The 17,077-nt window shown below is 60.2% G+C and carries 15 protein-coding genes; 4 read left to right on the top strand and 11 right to left on the bottom strand.

Annotated features, from left to right (window positions below):
* Nucleotides 1–56 precede the first annotated feature (56 nt).
* The 4 genes from rpoE to BLU25_RS08905 all read left to right on the top strand — a co-directional run bounded on the left by rpoE (nt 57) and on the right by BLU25_RS08905 (nt 3,832).
* On the top strand, nt 57–638 hold the full coding sequence (gene rpoE / locus BLU25_RS08920) for an RNA polymerase sigma factor RpoE (RefSeq protein ID WP_016782046.1): 582 nt from the start codon (nt 57–59) through the stop codon (nt 636–638).
* Between the two features lie 31 nt (nt 639–669).
* Nucleotides 670–1,260: a sigma-E factor negative regulatory protein gene (locus tag BLU25_RS08915; RefSeq protein ID WP_083369603.1), complete on the top strand. Its 591-nt coding sequence runs from the start codon at nt 670–672 to the stop codon at nt 1,258–1,260.
* An 8-nt stretch (nt 1,261–1,268) separates the two neighbouring features.
* On the top strand, nt 1,269–2,231 hold the full coding sequence (locus tag BLU25_RS08910) for a MucB/RseB C-terminal domain-containing protein (RefSeq protein WP_016782049.1): 963 nt from the start codon (nt 1,269–1,271) through the stop codon (nt 2,229–2,231).
* Nucleotides 2,232–2,410: 179 nt separating this feature from the next.
* The gene (locus BLU25_RS08905; protein ID WP_083369602.1) at nt 2,411–3,832 is read left to right on the top strand and encodes a DegQ family serine endoprotease; all 1,422 of its coding nucleotides are present in this window, start codon (nt 2,411–2,413) and stop codon (nt 3,830–3,832) included.
* Between the two features lie 138 nt (nt 3,833–3,970).
* Here BLU25_RS08905 and BLU25_RS08900 read toward each other — a convergent pair whose 3' ends face one another.
* The 11 genes from BLU25_RS08900 to arcA all read right to left on the bottom strand — a co-directional run bounded on the left by BLU25_RS08900 (nt 3,971) and on the right by arcA (nt 17,064).
* The gene (locus BLU25_RS08900) at nt 3,971–4,459 is read right to left on the bottom strand and encodes an RDD family protein (RefSeq protein ID WP_016782051.1); all 489 of its coding nucleotides are present in this window, start codon (nt 4,457–4,459) and stop codon (nt 3,971–3,973) included.
* A 94-nt stretch (nt 4,460–4,553) separates the two neighbouring features.
* On the bottom strand, nt 4,554–4,766 hold the full coding sequence (locus BLU25_RS08895; protein ID WP_016782052.1) for a cold-shock protein: 213 nt from the start codon (nt 4,764–4,766) through the stop codon (nt 4,554–4,556).
* Nucleotides 4,767–5,142: 376 nt separating this feature from the next.
* A complete protein-coding gene (gene gcvT, locus BLU25_RS08890) occupies nt 5,143–6,267 on the bottom strand; it encodes a glycine cleavage system aminomethyltransferase GcvT (RefSeq protein WP_016782053.1) in 1,125 nt (374 codons plus the stop codon).
* 17 nt (nt 6,268–6,284) lie between these two features.
* Entirely contained in the window at nt 6,285–7,661 is a 1,377-nt protein-coding gene (locus BLU25_RS08885; RefSeq protein WP_016782054.1) for an L-serine ammonia-lyase, read from the bottom strand.
* 152 nt (nt 7,662–7,813) lie between these two features.
* Nucleotides 7,814–10,672: an aminomethyl-transferring glycine dehydrogenase gene (gcvP, locus tag BLU25_RS08880; protein ID WP_016782055.1), complete on the bottom strand. Its 2,859-nt coding sequence runs from the start codon at nt 10,670–10,672 to the stop codon at nt 7,814–7,816.
* Nucleotides 10,673–10,682: 10 nt separating this feature from the next.
* The gene (gene gcvH / locus BLU25_RS08875; protein WP_016782056.1) at nt 10,683–11,066 is read right to left on the bottom strand and encodes a glycine cleavage system protein GcvH; all 384 of its coding nucleotides are present in this window, start codon (nt 11,064–11,066) and stop codon (nt 10,683–10,685) included.
* 458 nt (nt 11,067–11,524) lie between these two features.
* The gene (locus BLU25_RS08870; protein WP_083369863.1) at nt 11,525–13,033 is read right to left on the bottom strand and encodes a sigma-54-dependent transcriptional regulator; all 1,509 of its coding nucleotides are present in this window, start codon (nt 13,031–13,033) and stop codon (nt 11,525–11,527) included.
* 184 nt (nt 13,034–13,217) lie between these two features.
* Complete coding sequence (locus BLU25_RS08865) at nt 13,218–13,577, bottom strand: DUF5064 family protein (RefSeq protein WP_016782057.1); 360 nt, start codon at nt 13,575–13,577, stop codon at nt 13,218–13,220.
* Nucleotides 13,578–13,632: 55 nt separating this feature from the next.
* On the bottom strand, nt 13,633–14,562 hold the full coding sequence (gene arcC / locus BLU25_RS08860) for a carbamate kinase (RefSeq protein WP_016782058.1): 930 nt from the start codon (nt 14,560–14,562) through the stop codon (nt 13,633–13,635).
* A 157-nt stretch (nt 14,563–14,719) separates the two neighbouring features.
* Nucleotides 14,720–15,730 carry an ornithine carbamoyltransferase gene (locus BLU25_RS08855; protein ID WP_016782059.1) on the bottom strand — a complete coding sequence of 337 codons (1,011 nt, stop codon included), beginning with the start codon at nt 15,728–15,730 and terminating at the stop codon, nt 14,720–14,722.
* A gap of 77 nt (nt 15,731–15,807) precedes the next feature.
* A complete protein-coding gene (arcA, locus tag BLU25_RS08850) occupies nt 15,808–17,064 on the bottom strand; it encodes an arginine deiminase (protein ID WP_016782060.1) in 1,257 nt (418 codons plus the stop codon).
* Nucleotides 17,065–17,077 lie beyond the last annotated feature (13 nt).

Raw genomic sequence — 17,077 nt, 5'->3', positions numbered from 1 at the left:
TGCAAGCCTGATCAGTTAGCAAAGCAATCTTCCTCCCGGTCTTATGAGGAGTATTCATGCTAGCCCAGGAAGAGGATCAGCAGCTGGTCGAGCGCGTACAGCGTGGCGACAAGCGCGCGTTCGATCTGCTGGTGTTGAAATATCAACACAAAATTCTCGGGTTGATCGTGCGATTCGTGCACGACACCCATGAAGCCCAGGACGTTGCCCAAGAGGCCTTTATCAAGGCTTACCGGGCGCTCGGTAATTTTCGCGGAGACAGCGCCTTCTACACATGGCTGTATCGCATCGCCATCAATACGGCGAAAAATTACCTGGTGTCACGCGGTCGACGTCCGCCTGACAGTGATGTGAGCTCGGAAGATGCCGAGTTCTACGATGGTGATCATGGTCTCAAGGATCTTGAGTCGCCGGAGCGCGCTTTGCTCCGCGACGAGATCGAGGGCACGGTTCACCGCACTATTCAGCTACTGCCAGAAGATTTGCGTACGGCGTTAACTTTACGTGAATTTGATGGTCTGAGTTATGAGGACATCGCGAGCGTCATGCAATGTCCGGTGGGTACCGTGCGCTCCCGGATTTTCCGCGCCCGGGAAGCCATAGATAAAGCCCTGCAGCCGTTGTTGCAGGAAAACTGAGACAGCGGCGACAGCCAAGAGAGGAACCGCCATGAGTCGTGAAGCCCTGCAGGAATCGCTGTCCGCAGTGATGGATAACGAAGCGGACGAACTGGAACTGCGTCGGGTATTGAATGCCTTTGACGACACACAAACCCGTGACACCTGGTCCCGATATCAGGTGGCGCGTGCTGTGATGCACAAGGACCTGTTGATTCCGCGCCTGGACATCGCATCTGCCGTTTCGGCCGCGCTGGCCGAAGAGCAAACCCCGGCCAAGGTGGCCCGTGGGCCGTGGCGCAGCATCGGTCGTCTGGCCGTAGCCGCTTCGGTGACTGTTGCTGTTCTGGCAGGTGTACGCCTGTACAACCAGGATGACATCGTCGGTAACCAGCTGGCCCAGCAAAACCCGGCACAAAGCCTGAGTGCGCCGATGGCCAAGGGCCCGGCAGTACTGGCCAACTACAGCGAAAGCGCCGACCAGGCCACTGGCCCTATGGCCAACGGTGTCCTGCAAGGTCAGCCGGGCTGGCAGGATCAGCGCTTGCCAGGCTACCTGCGCCAGCATGCACAGCAAGCCGCATTGAAAGGGGCTGAAAGCCCACTGCCTTATGCTCGTGCTGCGAGCCTGGATAACCGTTAAGGACCATCATGCGCGTCCTACCCTTGCTACCTCTTCTGCTCAGTGGCTGGTTTGTTGTACCTGCCCACGCCGATGAAGCCCAGGACTGGCTCAAACGTCTTGGGCAGGCCGAGCAACAGCACAGCTATCAAGGCACCTTTGTTTACGAACGCAACGGTAGTTTTTCTACCCACAGCATCTGGCACCGGGTGCAGGACGGCAAGGTTCGTGAGCGGTTGATGCAACTCGATGGCCCGGCGCAAGAGGTGATTCGAGCAGACGGACGCACGGAATGCGTCACTGGCAAGCTGGCCTCGGGCCTGGGCGATGTCTCCGCTGTCGCGGCGCGGCAGTTCGATGTGCAGAAGCTCAATGACCTGTATGCCGTGGCAATGGAAGGCAACTCAAGGGTTGCCGGGCGCCCGGTCGCGGTTATCTCGCTGGCCCCGCGTGACCAGCATCGCTACGGGTTTGAACTGTATCTGGACCGGGAAACCGGTTTGCCTCTCAAGTCCTTGTTGCTCAATGACAAGGGGCAGTTGCTTGAACGCTATCAGTTCACCACCCTGGCCACCACGCCACCTGATGACAGCCAGCTCAGCCCTGCCGGGCAGTGCCGACCTGTTGCTCGGGCTGACGCCGAGGCTGAACAGGGCAGTGCGACCCAGGCCTGGCATTCCGACTGGTTGCCTTCCGGCTTCGAGCAAGTCAGCAGCACGGTACACCGTGACCCGCGCACCAAGGCCGAAGTCACCAGCCTGCTGTATGACGACGGGCTGACGCGCTTCTCCGTGTTTATCGAGCCGTTGCAGGGTGCTGCGGTGCCTGATGCGCGTGTCCAGTTGGGGCCAACCGCCGCCGTTACGCGACACTTGAGTACACCTCAGGGCGACATGATGGCCACTGTGGTGGGTGAAATCCCGATGGGGACTGCAGAGCGCATTGCACTTTCGATGCGTGTGGGCAAAGACGACGCTCAGGCCAAACCATAGGGTTGCACCGACATGGCGGGTGACAATTTTCGATTTGCCATTTTTTTGTCTTTTTATAAAGGTCAGGGCCCTCAAGGGCTCTGGCCTTGTTTGTTTTCCGGGGCCTGAAAAACGGTCTATGCTTTGGACTTGTTTTTTGGTGCCTGTCGCTTAACTCAGCTGTTATTAACGGGAGCTGTATGTCGATGCCTCGATTGAAATCTTATCTACCCATTTTTGCAGCCGTGCTGATGCTCGGGCAGGCAGTGCCGGTCATGGCTGAAGCGCAGTTACCTGACTTCACCCAGTTGGTCGAACAAGCCTCACCGGCCGTGGTGAACATCAGTACCACGCAAAAATTGCCAGAACGACGGGTCTCCAGCATGGGCCAGATGCCCGACCTCGAAGGCCTGCCGCCGGGGCTGCGCGAGTTCTTTGAACGCAGCATGCCACCCGCCGGCAAAGGTGGCCGTCAGCGCGAGGCGCAGTCCCTGGGCTCGGGTTTCATCATCTCTCCCGATGGTTACATCCTGACCAACAACCATGTAGTTGCAGATGCCGATGAAATCATCGTGCGCCTGTCTGATCGCAGCGAGATGAAAGCCAAGCTGGTGGGCACCGACCCGCGCTCCGACGTGGCTTTGCTGAAAATCGAAGGCAAGAACCTGCCCGTGCTGAAACTGGGCAAGTCCCAGGATCTCAAGGCCGGCCAGTGGGTAGTTGCCATCGGTTCGCCATTTGGCTTTGACCACACCGTGACCCAGGGCATCATCAGCGCCATGGGCCGCAGCCTGCCCAATGAAAGCTATGTGCCGTTTATCCAGACTGACGTGCCGATCAACCCGGGCAACTCGGGTGGGCCGCTGTTCAACCTGGCGGGTGAAGTGGTGGGGATCAACTCGCAGATCTACACCCGCTCGGGCGGCTTTATGGGCGTTTCCTTCGCGATCCCTATCGATGTGGCGATGGACGTGGCCAACCAGCTCAAGGCCGGTGGCAAGGTTAGCCGTGGCTGGTTGGGCGTGGTGATCCAGGAGGTCAACAAGGACCTGGCCGAATCCTTCGGCCTGGAAAAACCTGCCGGTGCCCTGGTGGCCCAGGTACTGGATAACGGCCCGGCGGCCAAAGGCGGCCTGCAAGTGGGCGATGTGATCCTGAGCATGAATGGTCAGCCGATCGTCATGTCGGCGGATTTGCCCCATCTGGTGGGCGCACTCAAGGCCGGCAGCAAGGCGACCCTTGAAGTGATTCGTGACGGCAAGCGCAAAAACCTCGACCTGACCGTTGGCGCCATCCCTGATGACGCGAAAGACATTGCTTCGGGTAACGGCGCTGAGCAAAGCAGCAACCGCCTGGGCGTGTCTGTGGCAGACCTGAGCGAAGAGCAGAAGAAAGCCAACGACATCAAGGGTGGCGTGATCATCACTGATGTACAGGACGGCCCTGCGGCCCTGATCGGCCTGCAGCCTGGTGACGTGATTACTCACCTGAACAACCAGGCCATCAGCAATGGCAAGGAGTTCACTGAAATCGCCAAGGCATTGCCGAAGAACCGTTCGGTGTCGATGCGGGTTCTGCGCCAGGGGCGTGCCAGCTTCATAACCTTCAAGCTGGCGGAGTAAGCCGCACACCCGGGTGGGAGGGGTTCGCTCGCGATGCAGGCAGCGCGGTTTTTCAGTTGAACCGCGCCGATGCCATCGCGGGCAAGCCCGCTCCCACAAGGGCAATAAAAAACCCGTATCGTGAGATACGGGTTTTTTTTATTTCTTCTGTTTGGGGATGCGCACCAACTGCGTGTTGGAATACATGTCATGCCAGGTGCGGTTTTGCTTGTCGAAGATCGACCAGATAAAGCCCAGCCCCAGGCACAACCACGAGCCGATGGACACGATAAACCGTAGCAGGGCCTGCCACAGGCTGATGGCCGTACCGTCGGCGTTCTGCACGCGAACCCCCCACACCTGCATGCCCAGGGTTTGCCCGGAATGGGTCCAGAATTTGGCAAAGAAGCCGAACAGCACAAAAAACAGGATGGTCGACAACAGCGGGTCACCATCCAGTGCGCCTGCTTCTGACAGCTCGCGCATTTTTGCCTCGCCAATAAAGCTCATCATGATCAGCTTGTAGATAAAGGTGGTGACGATCAGCAGGGCGGTACACAGCAGAAAGTCATAAAACATGGCTGCCAGGCGGCGCCCCAGGCCAACGGCGGGAAAGTCGCCTTGCGGGCTAAGCGGTTGTTTCGACATGGCAGGGTCTCGTCAAGGAAAACCGCCATCTTACGGAATAAAGCACATAAAAAAGCCTCTGATGTCACCATCAGAGGCTTTTTGTGTACGAGATTTAAGCTTCTGCTTGAACTTCGTCAGCCTGCAGGCCTTTTTGGCCCTGAACCGAGATGAAGGTCACTTTCTGGCCTTCCTTCAGGCTTTTGAAGCCGTTGCCCTGGATGGCACGGAAGTGCACAAACAGGTCCGGACCGCTTTCAGGGGTGATGAAACCAAACCCCTTCTCGTCGTTGAACCACTTGACCGTACCGCTCTGACGTTGTGACATTTCTTAATTCCTTGACGCTAACAATTAATGACAGTCTCTCTCACAGGAAAGAGTACTGGTGCTGGGTTGCAGGAAAGTAAGAGACGCAGAACGGGTGTAGCAAACTTAGAGCTACTGCCCAGGTCACGATTCCAGCGACCCATGCAAACACAGTGGGCAAACTCTACGAAACTGCAATTAAAAAAACAAGCCCCTTAAATACGACGTGCGCAGGCGATTTTTTAATGCGCTTAAGGCAGTGGCAAAGAACCTGACGTTATAGAAGTGTTCAATTATTTTCGCGTATTAAAGACAGTTTTCACTATCGAAAGTTTGCCCTGTTATGTGGCAGTTGCATGGCCGCCTGCACCGTGAACATGCAACTGCACAGTTGAAGTTAGCCTCTGTAATAACGTTGTGCGACAAATGGCATCTTCGACACTTTCATTGGTACGCGCTTGCCCCGCACGATCGCCCACACTTCAGTGTCCACAGGGGTGAATGCCAGATCCACATAACCCATCGCCAAAGGCGCGCCCAGGGTCGGACCAAAGCCGCCGCTGCACACTGTGCCGATCACTGTGCCTTCGGCATCGACAATCTCTGCGCCTTCACGCACCGGGGTGCGCTCCTGGGGCAACAGGCCGACGCGTTTGCGCGCCACGCCGTTTTGCTGTTGGGCAAAGATGTTTTCGGCACCCGGAAAACCACCCGCCCGCGGGCCGTCAGCACGACGGGCCTTGGAGATGGCCCAGAGCAGGCTGGCTTCGATTGGCGTGGTGGTGTCGTTCATGTCGTGGCCGTAGAGGCACAGACCGGCTTCCAGACGCAGCGAGTCCCGTGCGCCGAGGCCGATGGCCTGCACTTCGGGCTCGGCCAGCAGGCGGCGGGCCAGTTCTTCGGCGCGCTCGGCGGGTACTGAAATCTCAAAGCCGTCTTCACCGGTGTAGCCCGAGCGGCTGACATAGCAGTCCGCGCCCAGCAGGGTCACCGGGGCAAACTGCATAAAGGTCATGTTGGCCACTTGCGGTGCCAGGCGTTGCAGCACGTTGACCGCTGCCGGGCCTTGCAGGGCGAGCAGGGCGCGTTGTTCAAACAGCGGCTGGATCTGGCAGTGGGCACCCAGGTGCTTGCGCAGGTGGGCCAGGTCCTGGTCCTTGCAGGCGGCGTTGACCACCAGGAACAGCTCGTCATTGCCCAGATTGGCGACCATCAGGTCATCGAGGATGCCGCCCTGCTCATTGGTGAACATGGCATAGCGCTGCATGCCCACCGGCAGGTCGATGATATCCACCGGCACCAGCGCTTCCAGGGCCTTGGCCGCGTCGGCGCCGGTCAGGCGGATCTGGCCCATGTGCGATACATCGAACAGGCCGGCTTGTTCACGGGTGTGCTGGTGCTCTTTCATCACCCCCAGCGGGTACTGCACGGGCATGTCATAGCCGGCAAACGGCACCATGCGCGCGCCCAGTTCAAGGTGCAGTGCGTGCAGCGGGGTTTTAAGCAGTTGTTCGGTGGACATTCGAGACTCCTTGAAAATCAGCACTCAATAATGTTGACAGCGAGACCGCCGCGGGCGGTCTCCTTGTATTTGCTTTTCATGTCGGCGCCGGTCTGGCGCATGGTGCGGATCACCTTGTCCAGTGAGACAAAGTGCTGGCCGTCGCCACGCAGGGCCATGCGCACGGCGTTGATGGCCTTGACCGAGCCCATTGCGTTGCGCTCGATGCAGGGCACTTGCACCAGGCCGCCAATCGGGTCGCAGGTCAGGCCGAGGTTGTGCTCCATGCCGATCTCGGCAGCGTTTTCGACCTGCTGAACGCTGCCGCCCAGCACCTCGCACAACGCGCCGGCGGCCATCGAACAGGCCACGCCGACCTCACCCTGGCAGCCGACTTCGGCACCGGAGATCGAGGCGTTTTCCTTGTACAGAATGCCGATGGCGGCGGCAGTGAGCAGAAACCGCACCACGCCGTCCTCATTGGCGCCGCCGATAAAGCGCATGTAGTAATGCAGCACGGCAGGAATGATCCCGGCCGCACCATTGGTCGGTGCCGTGACCACGCGTCCGCCGTTGGCGTTTTCTTCATTCACCGCCAGCGCATACAGATTGACCCAGTCCAGTACCGACAGCGCATCGCGCAACGCTGCTTCGGGGTTGGAACAGAGCTGGCGGTGCAGCGCCGGGGCGCGACGCTTGACCTTCAGGCCTCCGGGCAAAATGCCTTCATTGCGACAGCCCGCACTCACGCAGTCCTGCATCACCTGCCAGATTTTCAGCAGGCCGCTGCGGGTTTGGGCTTCGGGGCGCCAGGCGCTTTCGTTGGCCATCATCACTTCGCTGATCGACAGGTGATGGGTGACGCATTGGCGCAACAGGTCCTTGGCGGTTTTGAACGGGTACTTCAGCACGGTGCTGTCTTCGACGATGCGGTCGGCGCCTGCCGCGCCTTCATCCACCACAAAGCCGCCGCCGATCGAGTAGTACTCGCGGCTGCGGATCTGAATGCCGGCGGCATCCAGAGCACGGAAAATCATGCCGTTGGGGTGGTAGGGCAGGGGTTTGCGAATCATCGCCAAGTGCGATTTTTCGATGAAATCGATGGGGTGTTCGCCCAGCAGATTCAGGCGCCCGCTGCTGCGAATCGCGGCCAGTCGCTCGGCCACGGTTTCGGTGTTGACGGTGTCCGGGTGCTCGCCTTCAAGCCCCAGCAAAACGGCCTTGTCGCTGCCGTGGCCTTTGCCGGTGGCGCCGAGGGAGCCATAGAGTTCAACTTTTACGCAGGCTGTGGCTTGCAGCAGCTCATCACGGCGCAGACCTTCGGCAAAACGCGCAGCAGCACGCATGGGGCCGACGGTGTGGGAACTGGAGGGGCCGATGCCAATCTTGAACAGGTCGAACACGCTTAAAGACATGGGGTTCTCCGGTTTCTTATTGTGTAATGCAACTTCGATCTCTGTGGGAGCTGGCTTGCCTGCGATAGCATCACTGCGCTGTGGCTGCAAAACCGCATTGCCTGTATCGCGAGCAAGCCCGCTCCCACATCAGATCTCCATGACCCGGCTGCTTACGCCTCCTGATAGCTTTCGATCGACGGGCACGCGCACACCAGGTTGCGGTCGCCAAATACGTTGTCGACGCGACCGACCGGTGGCCAGTACTTGCCTTCGATCAAGGACGCTACCGGGTACACCGCCTGCTCGCGGCTGTACGGGTGGGTCCATTCGCCCACCATCTCGGCAGCGGTGTGCGGGGCGTTTTTCAGCGGGTTGTCTTCCTTGTCCAGGCCGCCGCTCTCAACTTCGCGGATCTCTTCACGAATGCAGATCATGGCGTCACAGAAGCGGTCCAGTTCCTCCTTGGACTCGCTTTCGGTCGGCTCGATCATCAGCGTGCCTGCCACCGGGAACGACATGGTCGGGGCGTGGAAGCCAAAGTCGATCAGGCGCTTGGCCACGTCATCGACGCTGATGCCACTGGTTTCCTTGAGCGGGCGCAGGTCGAGGATGCATTCGTGGGCCACCAGGCCATTGCTGCCCGAGTACAGCACCGGGTAGTGCTCTTCAAGACGGCGGGCGATGTAGTTGGCGTTGAGGATGGCCAGCTGCGAGGCGCGCTTGAGGCCTTCGCCGCCCATCATGCGGATGTACATCCAGGTGATCGGCAGGATGCTGGCGCTGCCGAACGGCGCTGCGCACACCGCGCCTTCCTTGCGCTCCATTGCCGCATGACCCGGCAGGAACGGCGTGAGGTGCGACTTGACGCCAATCGGGCCGACGCCCGGGCCGCCACCGCCGTGGGGGATGCAGAAGGTCTTGTGCAGGTTGAGGTGGGACACGTCGCCGCCGAACTTGCCCGGTGCGCACAGGCCCACCATCGCGTTCATGTTGGCGCCGTCGATGTACACCTGGCCGCCGTTGTCATGAATGATGCCGCAGATTTCGCGGATGCCTTCTTCGAACACGCCGTGGGTCGACGGGTAAGTGATCATCAATGCGGCAAGGTGGTCGCGGTGCTCGATGGCCTTGGCGCGCAGGTCTTCAATATCGACGTTGCCGCGAGCGTCACAGGCAGTGACCACCACCCGCATGCCGGCCATGTTGGCGGTGGCCGGGTTGGTGCCGTGGGCCGAGGACGGGATCAGGCAGATGTCGCGGCGCTCTTCGCCACGGCTATGGTGATAGGCACGAATGGCCAGCAAGCCGGCGTACTCGCCCTGGGAACCGGCGTTCGGTTGCAGGGAAATGGCGTCGTAACCGGTGGCCGCACACAGCATGGCTTCCAGTTCGGTGGTCAGTTGCTGGTAGCCCTGGCTCTGCTCGGCAGGCGCGAACGGGTGCAGGTTGCCGAATTCGGCCCAGGTGACCGGGATCATTTCGCTGGCAGCGTTGAGCTTCATGGTGCACGAGCCCAGCGGGATCATGGTGCGGTCCAGCGCCAGGTCCTTGTCGGCCAGCTTGCGCAGGTAGCGCATCAGCTCGGTTTCGGAGTGATAGCGGTTGAACACCGGGTGGCTGAGGATCGGCGACTGGCGCAGCAGGGCGGCGGGCAGGGTGCCCGTTACGCTGGCGGCCAGTGCGTCGAAGTCCGGCAGGGTCTGACCGTCTGCGGCGAGCAACGCCCACAGTGCGGTGACGTCGGACTGGCTGCTGGTTTCATCCAGCGACAGGCCCAGGCGCTGGTTGTCGACGATACGCAGGTTGATCCGCTGAGCGTGCGCCTTGGTGTGCAGGGCGGCGGTGTTGTCACCGGTGTTGAGGGTCAGGGTGTCGAAGAACTGCTCTTGCTCGACCTTCAGCCCCAGATCGCTCAGGCCCCGGGCCAGGATCGCGGTCAGCTGGTGAATGCGTCGGGCGATTTGGCTCAGGCCTTTGGGGCCGTGGTACACGGCGTACATGCTGGCGATGTTGGCCAGCAGCACTTGGGCGGTACAGATGTTGCTCGTGGCCTTCTCGCGGCGGATGTGTTGCTCGCGGGTTTGCATGGCCAGGCGCAGTGCCGGCTTGCCGTGACGGTCAACCGACACACCGACCAAGCGGCCCGGCATGTCGCGCTTGAACGCGTCGCGGGTGGCGAAGTAGGCCGCGTGCGGGCCACCGAAGCCCAGTGGCACGCCAAAACGCTGGGCGCTGCCGATGGCCACGTCTGCGCCGAACTCGCCCGGCGGGGTCAGCAGGGTCAGGGCCAGCAGGTCGGCGGCTACGGCCACCAGGGCGTTGGCGGCATGGAAGCGCTCAACCAGTTCGCGATAGTCGAACACGTCACCGTTGCTCGCCGGGTATTGCAGCAGGGCGCCGAAGAAGACCGATACGTCGCTCACTTCGCGCTCGTCGGCAACCACTACTTCAATGCCCAGTGGCTCGGCACGGGTGCGCAGCACGTCCAGGGTTTGCGGGTGACAGTGGCTGGAGGCGAAAAAGCGGTGGCTGGTTTTGTTCTTGCTCAGGCGTTTGCAGAAGGTCATGGCTTCGGCAGCGGCGGTGGCTTCGTCGAGCAGCGAGGCGTTGGCGATCGGCAGGCCGCTGAGGTCGCTGATCAGGGTCTGGAAGTTGAGCAGCGCTTCGAGACGGCCCTGGGAAATTTCCGGCTGGTAGGGCGTGTAGGCGGTGTACCAGGCAGGGTTTTCCAGGAGGTTGCGCAGGATCGGCGAAGGCGTGTGGCAGTTGTAGTAGCCCTGGCCGATATAGGTTTTGCACAGCTGGTTTTTGGCTGCGATGGCCTTGATCGAAGCCAGGGCGTCGGCTTCGCTTTGCCCGGCGGGCAGGTTGAGCACGCTGGTGCCCTTGATGCTGTCCGGGATCACGCTGGCGCTGAGGCCTTCCAGGGAATCAAAGCCCAGAGTGGCGAGCATCGCCTGCTCATCGGCTTGGCGCGGGCCGATGTGGCGCGCGATAAATTCATTGGCAGTGCTGAGATTGATGGTCATGGCGGGCTTCTCAGTTGTCGTCTTGGGCTTTGATCAGGCGGTCGTAGGCGTCCTGATCGAGCAATTGGCCTACAGCGTTGGCATCGGCGGGCTTGAAGCGGAAGAACCAGCCTTGACCCAACGGGTCTTCGTTGACCAGCTCCGGGCTGCTGTCGAGCGCCGGGTTCACTTCGAGCACTTCACCGTCCAGGGGCATGTAGACGCCGCTGGCAGCCTTGACCGATTCGACAGTAGCGGCTTCTGCGCCCTTGTCGTAGGCCTGCAGCTCGGGCAGTTGCACAAACACCACATCACCCAGAGCGTTTTGCGCAAACGCGGTAATCCCCACGGTTACGCTGCCGTCGGCTTCGGTGCGCAGCCATTCGTGGTCTTCAGTAAAACGCAATTCGCTCATGGAAACTCCTCAGGGCCAGACATGTCTGGTGGTCACAGGTAAATGCTCGTGCAGATCGAGCTTATGCCGGAGTTCATTGCAAGATGGTTGCCAGTTTATAAATATCTTTATTTATCAATGGCTTAAGGTGTATTCGGAACGCTCTGGCAAAGGGCTGTGTAGCGAAATCGCTACAGTCTTTGCGGCATGAAAAAATCCAAGAGGATCAAAGCCTTGCGCAGCATGGCTGGAGAGGGTGTGTATCGAATTCGTTCCGGTGGAGTGAATTCGATACAAGGTTTGCGGCTGCCAATGAACGGGAGCACAAATTCCGTAGCAGCTGCCGAAGGCTGCGTTCGGCTGCGCAGCAGTCGTAAAATCAGCAATCGCGGTGTTTCATATGCACCGCAGATCCCGGTTTTACGACCGCTTCGCGCTCGAACTCAGCCTTCGGCAGCGGCTACAAGGTTTTGTGTCCGTCAGGCTTTGCCCGGAATACCGTATTTGCGCAGGCGATGGGCGATGGCCGTGTGGGAAGTCTGCAGGCGGCTGGCCAATTGGCGGGTGGAGGGGTAGCTGACGTAGAGCTTCTCCAGCAGGGCCTTTTCGAAGGTTTCGACGGCGTGTTCCAGGGTCTCGACCTCGCCGTCGTTTTGCCGGGCCACCGAGGTGCCGGCGATATCCAGGTCGCCAATATCCACCAGCGAACCCTCGCAGATGGCGGCGGCGCGAAAGATCACGTTCTGCAACTGGCGCACGTTGCCGGGCCAGCGGTTGCCCAGCAGCGCCGGGTAAGTGCCTGGGGCCAGGCGGCAAGCCGGGCGCTGGATCTGGGTGCAGGCCTGCTGCATAAAGGCGCGGGCCAGCAGCAAAATATCCTGGCCGCGCTCGCGCAAGGGCGGCACTTCGATATTGAGCACGTTGAGGCGGTAGAACAGGTCTTCGCGAAAGGTGCCTTCGTTGACCATTTTTTCGAGATTGCGGTGCGTGGCGCTGAGGATGCGCACATTGACCTTGACCTCACGCTCGCCGCCCACCCGGCGAAAGCTGCCGTCATTGAGAAAGCGCAGCAGCTTGGCTTGCAGGTAGGGTGACATCTCAGCGATTTCGTCGAGAAACACCGTGCCGTTGTTGGCCAGTTCCATCAACCCCGGCTTGCCGCCGCGTTGCGCGCCGGTAAAGGCGCCGGGGGCATAGCCGAACAGTTCGCTTTCGGCCAGGTTTTCCGGGAGTGCCGCGCAGTTGAGGGCCAGGAAGGGTGCGCCAAAGCGGTCGCTGATGGCATGGCAGGCGCGGGCCACCAACTCTTTGCCGGTGCCGGTCTCGCCCTGGATCAGCAAGGGCGCATCAAGCGCCGCCACGCGCTGCGCACGGGCTTTTAGGGTGCGAATGGCAGGGGAGTCACCCAGCAGGGCGTCAAAGCCTTCTGCGTGATCGTGGTGCAGCGCTGCCAGGCGCTCGCCGATGCGGCTTGGCTGGTACAGGGTGAGCAGGGCGCCGGCATCGGTGATCGGCGTGGCATCGAGCATCAGCGGGTGGCCGTTGAGGGTCACTTCGCGCAGAGGCAGGCGAAAGCCGTTTTCCAGCAGCACGTCGAGCAGGCCGGGGTCGCTGAACAACTGGCCGATACTTTCGCCGGTCGGCTCGTGGCCGTACAGCGCCACCAGCGCCGGGTTGGCCAGCAGCACATGGCCCTCGCTGTCGAGCGCCAGTACCGGGTCGGTCATGGCGGCGAGCAGGGCGTCCAGCTGCAGGTGGCGGCGCTGGCCGGGGAGGATGTCGACCACCGTTACCGCTTGCACGCCGTGGACGCCGAACAGCGCCTCGCGCAGCTCGTCGAGTACTTGCGGGCTGAGGGTGGGTGCGTCGATATAGACGTTGGGCGGGACCATTTCCACCGCATCCAGATTGAGGTTACGTCCGCCCAGCAATGCCAGGACTTCCTGGGTGATGCCAACACGGTCGATAAAACTGACATGGATACGCATGGGAACGGCAAACATTTATGGCCAGCAGGGATGGCCAGTATGCCTTGGTGGGGGGGATAGGTGAAATTCCGTGGGAGCGGGCTTGCTCGCGATGGCATCACCCCGGTGCATCAGATCAATCGAGGTGTTTGCATCGCGGGCAAGCCCGCTCCCACAAAAGTGCAGCCATCAGCCAGTGGCTGAATCAGTCCAGATGGTCGAGCTTGATCGGGTCGCCCGGCTTGTGGTTGAGCTGGGCCATTACGTCGGCGAACATCTTGTCGTAGTAACCGTGCATCGAGCGGATGTCAGCGGTTTTGGGAATGCCATGTTTCACGGCAATCTGGAATGCATCATGGGCAAAGTTGTAGGCCATGTCCTTGGGCAGCGTGAAGGACTCCTTGAACTCCTTCTGGTTGATCTGACCGTGCATGTCGAACTGCATCGACTTGCCTTCCTTGGGATCCTGAACGACCTGGTAATCGATCTTGATGTCATACCCAAAGTCGCTCGGTTGCAGCGGTTCGCGATGGATATGCAGGTGACCGGGTTCGAACGAGGCCATAGGGTACTCCTTGGTGCAATGGGAAAAGGGCAGGCCCCGAGGCCTGCCCCGGGGTTCAGAAGTAGGTGATACCCGGTTTTTCGGTGCTGACCCGAGTACCGGCCTTACCTTGAACGATTGCTTCGATATCCGCCAGTGCGCCGATCACTGCGGTCTTGCCGGTTTTACGCGCAAACTCGCAAGCAGCTTCAACTTTAGGGCCCATCGAGCCCGAGGCAAAGCCGAGTTTTTCCAGCTCGTCGGGGTGGGCGTGGGAGATGCCTTTCTGGGTTGGCTTGCCCCAGTCGATAAACGCCGCATTCACGTCAGTGGCGATCACCAGCAGGTCGCTGTCCAGCTGCTGGGCCAGCAGCGAGGACGCCAGGTCCTTGTCGATCACCGCTTCAATGCCGCGCAGCTTGCCGTCTTCGCCGTACATGGTGGGGATGCCGCCACCGCCCGCGCAGATCACGATGGTGCCTTTTTCCAGCAGCCATTTGATCGGGCGAATTTCGAAGATGCGCTTGGGTTTCGGGCTAGGCACCACGCGGCGGAACTTGTCGCCGTCCGGAGCAATGCTCCAGCCTTTTTCGGCGGCCAGGCTCTTGGCTTCGCTTTCGGTGTAGACCGGGCCGATCGGCTTGGTCGGCTTCTGGAAAGCCGGGTCCTTGGGGTCGACTTCAACCTGGGTCAGCAAGGTGGCAAACGCGGCTTCCTGTGGCAGCAGGTTGCCCAGTTCCTGTTCGATCATGTAGCCGATCATGCCTTCGGTTTCAGCACCGAGCACGTCCAGCGGGTAAGGGGCGACGGCCGTGTAGGCGGCGGCTTGCAGGGACAGCAGGCCGACTTGCGGGCCATTACCGTGGGCCACGACCAGTTCGTTGCCGTGGGCAATGCGGGCGATTTGGGCGGTAGCGGTCTGGATGTTTTCGCGCTGGTTCTCGGCGGTCATGGGCTGGCCGCGACGCAAGAGGGCGTTACCGCCCAGTGCAACGACGATACGCATAGAAGATGTCCTTTTAAAAGTGTGGGAGCCGCGTGGGTGGGAGCGGGCTTGCCCGCGATGGCATCGCCTCGGTGCATCAGACGGATCGAGGTGTTTGCATCGCGAGCAAGCCCGCTCCCACGGTAGTCATGGGTTCACATGACTACCGTGGCCAGGCTTAGATATCAGCCAGTGCCGCGACCAGAATCGCCTTGATGGTGTGCATGCGGTTTTCAGCTTGCTCAAAGGCGATGTTGACTGGGGACTCGAACACTTCCTCGGTCACTTCGATGCCGTTTTTCAGGTTTGGATGGTGCTCGGCCACGTCTTTGCCGACTTTGGTTTCACAGTTGTGGAACGCAGGCAGACAGTGCATGAACTTCACGCGTGGGTTTTCTGCCGCTTTGATCATGTCGCTGTTGACCTGGTATGGCAGCAGCAGCTTGATGCGGTCGTTCCAGGCTTCAACCGGCTCGCCCATCGATACCCAAACGTCGGTGTGGATAAAGTCCACCCCTTTGACCGCAGCTTTAGGGTCTTCGGTCAGGGTGATTTTGGCACCGCTTTCCTTGGCGAATTCCTGGCACTGCTTAACGAACGACTCTTCTGGCCACAGGCTTTTTGGTGCGGCAATACGCACGTCCATGCCCAGTTTGGCGCCGATCAGCAGCAACGAGTTACCCATGTTGTTGCGGGCATCGCCCAGGTAGGCGTAGCTGATGTCGTGCAGCGGCTTGTCGCTGTGTTCGCGCATGGTCAGCACGTCGGCGATCATTTGGGTCGGGTGGAACTCAGCGGTCAGGCCGTTGAATACCGGAACACCGGCGTACTTGGCCAGCTCTTCGACAACGGCTTGTTCAAAGCCGCGGTATTCGATGGCATCAAACATGCGGCCCAGAACGCGGGCGGTGTCTTTCATACTTTCTTTGTGGCCGATTTGCGAAGACACAGGGTCGATATAGGTGACGTGCGCACCCTGGTCGTGGGCGGCCACTTCGAATGCACAACGGGTACGGGTCGAAGTTTTTTCGAAAATCAGCGCAATGTTTTTGCCTTTCAAGTGCGGCTCTTCAGTACCGGTGTACTTGGCGCGCTTGAGATCGCGGGACAGATCGAGCAGGAAGTGCAACTCACGTGGTGTGTGGTGCACCAGGCTCAGAAGGCTGCGGTTTTTCATGTTAAAAGCCATGGTGATCTCCTTGGTTTCGGGTTAACCGGCTTGCCCTGCCCCTTTTAGGGGCCAGGGCAAGCAATCAAATGGGTTTATTAATAGTCGACTGGATCGCGGATGATCGGGCAGGTCATGCAGTGACCGCCGCCACGGCCGCGGCCCAGTTCGGAGGCGCTGATGGTGATGACTTCAACGCCAGCCTTGCGCAGCAGGGTGTTGGTGTAGGTGTTGCGGTCGTAACCGATCACGACGCCAGGCTCCAGAGCCACCACGTTGTTACCGTCATCCCACTGCTCGCGTTCTGCCGCGAACGAGTTGCCGCCAGTTTCGACGACACGCAGTTTTTTCACGCCCAGGGCCTTGGCTACCACGTCGAGGAAGTGGCCTTCCTCGCGTCGTACGTCCACGCCGCCCTGTTTCTTGTCGTCCGGGTATACCGAGAACGCAACGATCTGGTTCACGACTTCCGGGAAGATGGTCACCAGGTCGCGGTCGCAGAAGCTGAACACGGTGTCCAGGTGCATCGCCGCGCGGGACTTGGGCATACCGGCCACGATCACCCGTTCTACGGCGCCGTTTTTGAACAGGTTTTGTGCCAATTGGCCGATGGCCTGGCGCGAAGTCCGTTCGCCCATGCCGATCAGGACCACGCCGTTGCCGATTGGCATTACGTCGCCACCTTCAAGACTGGCGTTGCCGTGGTCCACCGTCGGGTCGCCGTACCAGATCTGGAAGTCGGCGTTGGTGAACTCGGGGTGGAACTTGTAAATCGCGGTGGTCAGCAGGGTTTCCTGACGACGCGCCGGCCAGTACATCGGGTTCAGTGTCACGCCACCGTAGATCCAGCAAGTGGTGTCACGGGTGAACTGGGTGTTGGGCAGCGGTGGCAGGATAAAGCTGGTGTGACCGAGGAAGTCACGGAACATCTGGATGGTCTTGCCACCAAAGCTGTCCGGCAGGTCGTCTGCCGACACGCCGCCGATCAGGTACTCGGCAATTTGGCGCGGTTCAAGGCTTTTGAGCCAGGATTTGACTTCGTTGACCAGGCCCACACCCACCTGATTGGGGGTCACTTTGTGGTCTAGGATCCAGTCCAGGGCTTCTGGAATGGCAACGATATCGGTCAGCAGGTTGTGCATTTCCAGCACATCGATGCCGCGGTCGCGCATTTTGGTGACGAAGTCGAAGTGGTCACGCTTGGCCTGGTTGACCCACAGCACGTCATCGAACAGCAGCTCATCGCAGTTGCTTGGGGTCAGGCGCTGGTGAGCCAGGCCTGGGGAACACACCATAACCTTATGCAGCTTACCGGCTTCGGAATGCACGCCGTATTTCACTTTTTCCGTGGTCATTACAGTCATCCTC

It is taken from the genome of Pseudomonas fragi (assembly GCF_900105835.1).
In the GTDB taxonomy this organism is placed as follows: domain Bacteria; phylum Pseudomonadota; class Gammaproteobacteria; order Pseudomonadales; family Pseudomonadaceae; genus Aquipseudomonas; species Aquipseudomonas fragi.
Note: the sequence above shows the minus strand (reverse complement) of the source record. Positions and strands in the feature narration are given on the sequence as shown.

Coding starts and splice junctions, on each gene's coding strand:
- gcvP (WP_016782055.1), bottom strand. CDS start 10,672: ATGACCATCAATCTCAGCACTGCCAATGAATTTATCGCGCGCCACATC.
- BLU25_RS08885 (WP_016782054.1), bottom strand. CDS start 7,661: ATGTCTTTAAGCGTGTTCGACCTGTTCAAGATTGGCATCGGCCCCTCC.
- BLU25_RS08870 (WP_083369863.1), bottom strand. CDS start 13,033: ATGCGTATCCATGTCAGTTTTATCGACCGTGTTGGCATCACCCAGGAA.
- BLU25_RS08915 (WP_083369603.1), top strand. CDS start 670: ATGAGTCGTGAAGCCCTGCAGGAATCGCTGTCCGCAGTGATGGATAAC.
- BLU25_RS08855 (WP_016782059.1), bottom strand. CDS start 15,730: ATGGCTTTTAACATGAAAAACCGCAGCCTTCTGAGCCTGGTGCACCAC.
- gcvT (WP_016782053.1), bottom strand. CDS start 6,267: ATGTCCACCGAACAACTGCTTAAAACCCCGCTGCACGCACTGCACCTT.
- BLU25_RS08865 (WP_016782057.1), bottom strand. CDS start 13,577: ATGGCCTCGTTCGAACCCGGTCACCTGCATATCCATCGCGAACCGCTG.
- BLU25_RS08910 (WP_016782049.1), top strand. CDS start 1,269: ATGCGCGTCCTACCCTTGCTACCTCTTCTGCTCAGTGGCTGGTTTGTT.
- BLU25_RS08895 (WP_016782052.1), bottom strand. CDS start 4,766: ATGTCACAACGTCAGAGCGGTACGGTCAAGTGGTTCAACGACGAGAAG.
- rpoE (WP_016782046.1), top strand. CDS start 57: ATGCTAGCCCAGGAAGAGGATCAGCAGCTGGTCGAGCGCGTACAGCGT.
- BLU25_RS08900 (WP_016782051.1), bottom strand. CDS start 4,459: ATGTCGAAACAACCGCTTAGCCCGCAAGGCGACTTTCCCGCCGTTGGC.
- gcvH (WP_016782056.1), bottom strand. CDS start 11,066: ATGAGCGAATTGCGTTTTACTGAAGACCACGAATGGCTGCGCACCGAA.
- BLU25_RS08905 (WP_083369602.1), top strand. CDS start 2,411: ATGTCGATGCCTCGATTGAAATCTTATCTACCCATTTTTGCAGCCGTG.
- arcA (WP_016782060.1), bottom strand. CDS start 17,064: ATGACCACGGAAAAAGTGAAATACGGCGTGCATTCCGAAGCCGGTAAG.
- arcC (WP_016782058.1), bottom strand. CDS start 14,562: ATGCGTATCGTCGTTGCACTGGGCGGTAACGCCCTCTTGCGTCGCGGC.